5 protein-coding genes and 1 pseudogene are annotated in these 7,509 nt (G+C 40.2%); all 6 read left to right on the plus strand.

Features of this window, described 5'->3' with window-relative positions; genetic code table 11:
• The first annotated feature begins 487 nt into the window (after positions 1-487).
• On the plus strand, positions 488-868 hold the full coding sequence (locus tag NB504_RS08325) for a hypothetical protein (protein WP_258428630.1): 381 nt from the start codon (positions 488-490) through the stop codon (positions 866-868).
• 616 nt (positions 869-1,484) lie between these two features.
• Positions 1,485-2,474, plus strand: a complete 990-nt coding sequence (locus NB504_RS08330; protein WP_137027287.1) for an alpha/beta fold hydrolase — start codon at positions 1,485-1,487, stop codon at positions 2,472-2,474.
• 1,300 nt (positions 2,475-3,774) lie between these two features.
• Positions 3,775-4,536 (plus strand): hypothetical protein, encoded by a 762-nt coding sequence (locus NB504_RS08345; protein ID WP_258428631.1) that lies wholly within the window; start codon positions 3,775-3,777, stop codon positions 4,534-4,536.
• A 660-nt stretch (positions 4,537-5,196) separates the two neighbouring features.
• The gene (locus NB504_RS08355) at positions 5,197-6,003 is read left to right on the plus strand and encodes an FRG domain-containing protein (RefSeq protein ID WP_101945424.1); all 807 of its coding nucleotides are present in this window, start codon (positions 5,197-5,199) and stop codon (positions 6,001-6,003) included.
• A 173-nt stretch (positions 6,004-6,176) separates the two neighbouring features.
• Positions 6,177-6,650 (plus strand): hypothetical protein, encoded by a 474-nt coding sequence (locus tag NB504_RS08365; protein WP_052074358.1) that lies wholly within the window; start codon positions 6,177-6,179, stop codon positions 6,648-6,650.
• Between the two features lie 596 nt (positions 6,651-7,246).
• Positions 7,247-7,509, plus strand: a pseudogene (locus NB504_RS08375) (GNAT family N-acetyltransferase); the annotation flags it as partial.

The raw sequence follows: 7,509 nt of genomic DNA on the forward strand, positions 1-7,509 counted from the left end.
GCAAAGTGAGTTTTTATCAGCTAAATCGGGTTTTAATTGAACGGTAAATTCAATGTTTTCTGGCTTAAGTTAAGCAATAAATAGTCATCACATATTTGTTGTTTCTTGATCGCGTTGGGTTGTTTAGCGTTGTTAATTCAGCGGTAAAATAACCTTCAGCATCCAAACGTCCGCCGAGCATGCTACGCTCGTCACTTTTCTTCCAAATCGCTCAATTTGAGTTTTTCGTTTCTTTGCTGAGTTGGAGTTTTGGTTTATAAATGAATGGGTTAGTTTGCTTAAAATTTACAAAAAGCCTTGTTCTTGGGTTTTGAAAGTGTCGTTGTCAATCGGTTGGCCTAACAAACGGCTCAAGAGGGATTGCCAACGCGTGGCGACTTTAGTGTAAAATTGAAGTTTAGTGTTTACAGTGTGTTTTTTAAGTTCGGCAGTGCGTTGTCAACCCCTTAGCCGGGCGTTAGCTTTCATCATCAAATTAGGAGTAATAATGAAAATTTCAAAGTTAATTAAGACGTTACAAGAGATTGATTCTACTGTTCCGTTTGACTCGGATGTTGTCACTGGTGATGATTGGATGCCTAGCGCAATAACTCGGGTTTATCACGAGCCTCCACGAACTTTTATTGAATTTGAAGACTCTGAAGAGGACTTCTTAGATGCAGATGCTAATAGTTTTAGTCGTGAATGGACGGAACAAGAAGTAGCAATGAGACAGTCGTTTATTCGGTTCCTTTTAACTAATGTGCAAAATGGCGAAGCAAATGTCGAAGATGCGGCAAAGTACATAGATCTCTTGCTGGATCGTACGCTAAATTGCGGAACTGATGCTGGTATTGACTTTATGAGGCAGTTCATCCCCAAAAGCTAACAAAGCATTTAAGAGTGATTCTCAACGCTTGGCATTTTTCATTCCATCGTTGAGTTCAGTGTTTACGGTGGTAAGGTTAAGCTTCGTGGTCGCGTTGTTCACACCTTAATGCGGCGTTAGGCAAAGTGAGTTTCTATCAGCTAAATCGAGTTTGAATTGAACGGTAAATCCCATGCTTTGTGGCTTAATTTAAGCAATAAATAATCATCACATATTTGTTGTTTCTTGATCGCGTTGGGTTGTTTAGCGCTGTGGGTTTAGCGGCAAAATAACCTTCAGCATCCAAACGTCCGCCGAGCATGCTACGCTCGTCACTTTTCTTCCAAATCGCTCAATTTTAGTTTTTTGTTTCTTTGCTGATTCAGAATTTTGGTTTATAAATGAATCGGTTAGTTGGTTTCAAGTTTACAAAAAAAAGCTCGTTCTTTGGTTGTGAAAGTATCGTTGTCAATCGGTTGGCCTAACAAACGGCTCAAGAGGGATTGCCAACGCTTGGCGACTTTAGTGCAAAATTGAAGTTCAGTGTTTACGGTGTGTTTTTTGAGTTCGGCGGTGCGTTGTCAACCCCTTAGCCGGGCGTTATATTTTTGTTTTACGTCAGTGGATAAAGGAAAATATGAAAAGAATAATGTTAGTCTCTTTATGCTGCTTCAGTTCGGCAAGCATGGCGACGATAGGCATTGCCGAAGGTAATTACCAAGATAATGAAAGGGGTAGGGTCATTGAGGCTAAGCTATTTTACCCAACAACTATGACCACACCTGAAACTATTTTCGCTGAAAACATAGCTTTCTATGGGTTTAAGGCTGCTAAATCAGCAATCCCAAAGGGTAGGAATTTTCCATTGTACATCCTAGTTCACGGAACTTCGGGTAATTGGAAAAATCTATCATGGCTTGGGAGCGAGTTAGCTGAGAAAGGTGCTTTTGTCGTGTCAGCAAATCATCCTAGTTATACAACAGGTCAAGCTACGCCGGAGAGTGTCCTTAGAATGTGGGATCAGCCTAGAGATGTCTCCTTCCTTGTTGATCAGATACTATCAAGTGATTACGCTCAATATGTAGACAAAGATAATATAACTGTCATCGGTTACTCTTTGGGTGGTTACACAGCATTAGCATTAGCAGGCGCCAAATTCGATATTAAGGGGTATCAGGAATACTGTAATCAGCACAATGATACGTCATGCGATTATTACAGCAATGCATTCAATGATCTTTCACTACAGGAACGCCTTATGATCTCAGGCGATTACAGAGATAAACGGATAACAAATGCAGTTGCTATCGCTCCAGGCTACGTGCCTGCGATATTACCCAAATCATTAGATACTTTGTCGGCAAAGACTCTAATAGTTGGTGCTGAATTGGACAAGACTATCCCGCCCAACTTACAAATTACTCCGTATATAAATACCAGCCTGAGCAACCTTTCTTACAAAGAAATCAAAGGTGCTTCGCACTTTAGTTTTATGCAAGTTTGTAAGCCTCAAGCTATTGAAATATTGGCAGAAGAAGGCGCAGCTTTTGTTTGCCAAGAAACTGGTAACGTCGATCGAAGCTCAATTCATCAAGGGTTGCTTGAGGTATTGAGTCCACTGAAATAAAAAATATAACAAACAATTTAAGAGGGATTCCCCACGCTTGGCATTTTTGGTTTGTGTTTAGTTTAGTGTTTACGGTGTCCAAATTGGGTGTCGTGGTCGCGTGGCTCACCCCTTAATTGGGCGTTATGCTTTATTGAACCTCAGCAAAATCAATATATAAATTTTAATGGGAAAACTCAGTCTGATTTAGAAGTTTTCCTATTCTAATTTATTGATATTATGAATTTATTATTCTTTTTCGTGGGTATTGAAAGTTGAACGATGCTCGTGCTTTTTTAGCCAACGCTGCTCTGACAAATTGTGTGCGTAAAAAGTTCGATTGATGCTGAAAGGTCTCTTTCTTTGGTGTTGCTGGCTCACTGATTCCACCGGCTATTTCGCTTCAGCATGTTTGGGATCTCATGAACACTTGTTTGCTGAAAGTGTTTGGTTAGTTCAAGTTTATCGATGATTGTGCGCTTTTTTCCGGCTCAGCTCTGATAAATTGTGCACACAAAAGGTTCATTTGTCGCTGAACGGTCTCTTCCTTTGGTGTTGTTTGCCCATTGATTCCGCAGGCTAATTCGCTTCAACTTATTTGGGATCTTATTTGCACCAATGATTGCTGAAAGTAGGCAAGTTTATCATTTTGAGTTAAAGTATTCGTAAGCAATAAATGTTGAAAAAAATCAATTTAATCAATAAGTAATAAAGCATAACAAACGCTTCAAGAGGGACTTCCAACGCGCGGCATTTTTATTATGCGTTGGTTTTTGTGGTTAAGGTGTTATGCGGAAAGTTAGTAGTAGCGTTGTCAGCCCCTTAAGCGGGCGTTAGGCAAAGTGAGTTTTTATCAGCTAAATCGGGTTTGAATTGAACGGTGAATCCCATGTTTTAATGGCTGGACTTAAGCAATAAATCGTCATCACATATTTGTTGTTTCGTGATCGTTTTGGGTTGCTTAGCGCTGTAAATTCAGCGGCAAAATAACCTTCAGCATCCAAACGTCCGCCGAGCATGCTACGCTCGTCACTTTTCTTCCAAATCGCTCAATTTGAGTTTTTTTGTTTCTTTGCTGATTTAGCATTTTGGTTTATAAATGAATCGGTTAGTTTGTTTCAAGTCTACAAAAAAGCTCGTTCTTTGGTTGTGAAAGTGTCGGTGTCAATCGGTTGGCCTAACAAACGGCTCAAGAGGGATTGCCAACGCGTGGCGACTTTAGTGCAAAATTGCAGTTCAGTGTTTAAGTGTGTTTTTTGAGTTCGGCGGTGCGTTGTCAACCCCTTAGCCGGGCGTTATGCCTACTGTTGGAGGTTTGTGTATGGAAACATGTAAACTGTGCTTAAAAGACAGAGAGCTAAGGAAATCGCACATCATTCCTGATGCTTTCTTTCAATATGTTAAAAAAGAACAAGTTGATGGTCGGCATATTGTAATTACTCGGGATGCTAATTATTGGGGGCAAGAGACTTACTCGGAAAAAATGCTTTGCGGAGAATGTGAGCAGAAATTTTCAGTAAATTTTGAAAAATACGCTGCAGAGTTACTGCTCCACAATCCAAATAATGTTGGTGTCAGAGTAACTCAATTTAGCGATCATCTCGAATTGTCTGGTGTTAACTATGAAAAGTTAAAGCTATTTCAAATGTCACTATTGTGGCGCGCTTCTGTCTCTAAACTAGATTTTTATAGCGGTGTTTCGTTACACCCTCAGCAAGAGGAAAAACTTAGGGTCAGTTTACTATCTCTTACCGCAATGCGCTCGAATGAATACCCATGTACTTTTGAGAGGGTTATGAGTGATGCTATGCCCGATGCAAAGGAAAGGCAGTCTCGTAAAAGGGTTATTATCAATCCAAAAACCACAGCATCAGATATATGTGGCTATACCACATTTGTGCTTGGCGGGTTTTCAATTCGTAGTTATTTGTATTCTGATATTCCTTTGCCTCAAAACCGTTTGTTATGTGAGAGTGGTCTTCTGCGTAGTTACGAAGTCAAAATCAAAGACCACGAGATATTAATGGAAGCCAACTCTACGGCAAACCAAAATATTTCAAGTGATAAGTGCAAGGTTTCATAGGCATAACAAACTGTTTAAGAGTGATTCGCAACGCGTGGCATTTTTACTATGCGTTGGTTTTAGTGATTAAGATGGTATGCGGCGACTTCGGTATTGCGTTGCTCACACCTTAACAGGGCGTTATGCAACTCAGGTAAATTTAGGGTTTCAATCTTTTAGGATTTCTCCGGCCATTCGTTTGGTGTTGTCGGCAAATGAGCTTTTTTACCCTCAAATTCGTGGTTAACTTAAACCGTAAAACAGGCAAGGTTCTTTGTTTGCCTCAATGAGTTTTGGTGCTGTTTTGTTGTCAATTCAGCGTGCGCAAAGTGTGGAAAGGGCAAGTTTATCGAGCATTTTTCACTTGCTGAAAGTATTGCTTGTAGGGTTTGTCTCATTCAAAAGCTTGGTTTGTTGCTGAAGGGTGGACTTTGTTTTGGCGGCTTATTTATCACGGCTCTGGCTTTGGTTGGTTCTTGAATCACTTAACCATTGCAATGGTGGTTTTTGATCGAGTAAAGTAAGTTTATCTCATTGAATTTGCATAACAAACGGCTCAAGATGGATTGCCAACGCGTGGCGGCTTTAGTGCAAAATTGAAATTCAGTGTTTACAGTGTGTTTTTTGAGTTCGGCGATGCGTTGTCAACCCCTTAGCCGGGCGTTATATGAATAGGTAAGTATGATGATAACTTCTTGGGATGACTACAAAAAGTGGGTGTCTGATTTGGTCAGAAATAATCACACGTATTTTTTTAGAGGGCAGCAAGATCTTACGTGGAAGCTAGAGACAACATTCCAACGATACGCAGCAAAGAACGGGATCAGTTGGAGAGACTATTTCGATAAAATACTACCAGACGTTTATTATAGTTCTGCTGCATTCGGATATAGGGTCGATGACCCTACAGATGAAAACGATGTAGGTGGATTTTTAGCTAAGTTGCAACATCACGGTTTTCCGACTCCGCTATTAGACTGGACAATGTCGCCATATGTTGCTGCATATTTTGCTCTTAAGGATATAGATCCCAGAAAAGTTGATGCTAACGGAAACGTTAAAATATACATGTTTGACTTCCAGTTATGGCGTAGTTCTTATATGCAGGTACCCATGTTATTGGCTGGCGATAGCCCTTTTCTTTCAGAATTTAAGCCAGCATACGTAGACAACCAAAGATTAGTTTCCCAGATGGCAGTCACGACAGTAACAAATGTTCCTGACGTAGAGTTGTACCTAAACAATATTAAGCAAACAACGGGTAAAACGTTTCTGTATTACGCCTTATTGCCGATCAAAGAGCGCAGACTCATAATGAACGAGCTAAATCTCATGGGGATAAGTTCTGCAACAATGTTTCCTGATTTTGATGGTATGTGCATGTCTTTGAAAGAAAGGCATTTCAACAACATAGATCCTATCGTAAAGTCTATTCCAAATGCTGTTCCACTGCCGCCGCCGCTTTCTGGGACAAAACAACTTGGCTAATATTCATATAACAAACGCTTCAAGAGGGACTTCCAACGCGTGGCATTTTCATTATGCGTTGATTTTGGTGGTTTTAGTGTTATGCGGTAACTTGGTAGTAGCGTTGTCAGCCCCTTAAGCGGGCGTTAGGGCGCCCGAGAGTGATTCAATTATCGATTTCTAGAGGATTTAAAGTGGATTTTGGTTTAGCGTTTTTTTCTGCGGTTATGTCTGGCGTACTGATTTTCGTACTCCAAAATTTGATCTTAAAGTTAGCTATTGAACCAGCTAAAGAATTCAAAAAGCAAATTGTGCTGACTAGTATCGTTATTCTTGAAAATATGCCCAAAATTTCAAACGCTTCAGCTTCAGAAGAAATTTCAAGTGCAATTTCAAAACAATCTGCATTATTACTTGCTGAGTCCGAGTTAATAATGGGTTATCCAATATTGAAGTGTATTTATAAGCTGCCATCAAAGAAAGATTTGTTGAGCGTGTGCCATAACTTAAATGTTGTGTCACATAATATGAACCCTCTAGCGCAAGAGTTCTATAAAAGCTCAAGTTTTACTGGGCAAGCACGAGATCTTGCATCAGAAAACAATAAGCTTTTACGTGAAGTATCGAGGCTACTAAAAGTTAGCGTAACCTTTGAGTCAGCGCCCTAACAAACGCTTCAAGAGGGACAGCCAACGCGTGGCATTTTTATCATGCGTTGGGTTTCGTGATTATGGTGTTATGCGGTAAGTTGGTAGTAGCGTTGTCTGCCCCTTAAGCGGGCGTTAGGCAAAGTGAGTTTTTATCAGCTAAATCGAGTTGAAATTGAACGGTAAATTCAATGTTTTCTGGCTTAAGTTAAGCAATAAATAGTCATCACATATTTGTTGTTTCTTGATCGCGTTGAGCTGTTTTTCGTTGTGAGTTTAGCGGCATAATAACCTTCAGCATCCAAACGTCCGCCGAGCATGCTACGCTCGTCACTTTTCTTCCAAACCGCTCAATTTGAGTTTTTTGTTTCTTTGCTGATTTAGCATTTTGCTTTATAAATTAATCGGTTAGTTTGTTTCAAGTTTACAAAAAAGCTCGTTCTTTGGTTGTAAAAGTGTCGGTGTCAATTGGTTGGCCTAACAAACGGCTCAAGAGGGATTGCCAACGCGTGGCGGCTTTAGTACAAAATTGAAGTTCAGTGTTTACAGTGTGTTTTTTGAGTTCGGCTATGCGTTGTCAACCCCTTAGCCGGGCGTTAAATTACAAGGATAGTTCAGTGGAAATAAAGGAAATTAATTCAACCTCTAGCGTCTCAGTTCAGTTAAATTCATTGCTTATAGATTGTGTTGAGAGTGGTGCTTCAGTCGGTTTTTTAACTCCGATCGACAGAGAAGAAATCGAGTCATACTGGAGTGGGGTAGAATCGGATTTAAAGTCAGGAAACCGTCGTTTATTTATTGCTCAAGATGAAAATGCCATCATCGGTGCAGTTCAACTTTCTCTATGCTCTAAAGCAAATGGTTTACATCGAGGGGAAGT

Origin of the sequence: Vibrio sp. RM-69-4, from assembly GCF_024743775.1 — a bacterium.
GTDB classification, from domain to species: domain Bacteria; phylum Pseudomonadota; class Gammaproteobacteria; order Enterobacterales; family Vibrionaceae; genus Vibrio; species Vibrio anguillarum.

What these genes read in the sequence shown, in the direction of transcription:
- NB504_RS08330 (WP_137027287.1), top strand. Translation starts at nt 1,485, where the DNA reads ATGAAAAGAATAATGTTAGTCTCTTTATGCTGCTTCAGTTCGGCAAGC.
- NB504_RS08345 (WP_258428631.1), top strand. Translation starts at nt 3,775, where the DNA reads ATGGAAACATGTAAACTGTGCTTAAAAGACAGAGAGCTAAGGAAATCG.
- NB504_RS08355 (WP_101945424.1), top strand. Translation starts at nt 5,197, where the DNA reads ATGATGATAACTTCTTGGGATGACTACAAAAAGTGGGTGTCTGATTTG.
- NB504_RS08325 (WP_258428630.1), top strand. Translation starts at nt 488, where the DNA reads ATGAAAATTTCAAAGTTAATTAAGACGTTACAAGAGATTGATTCTACT.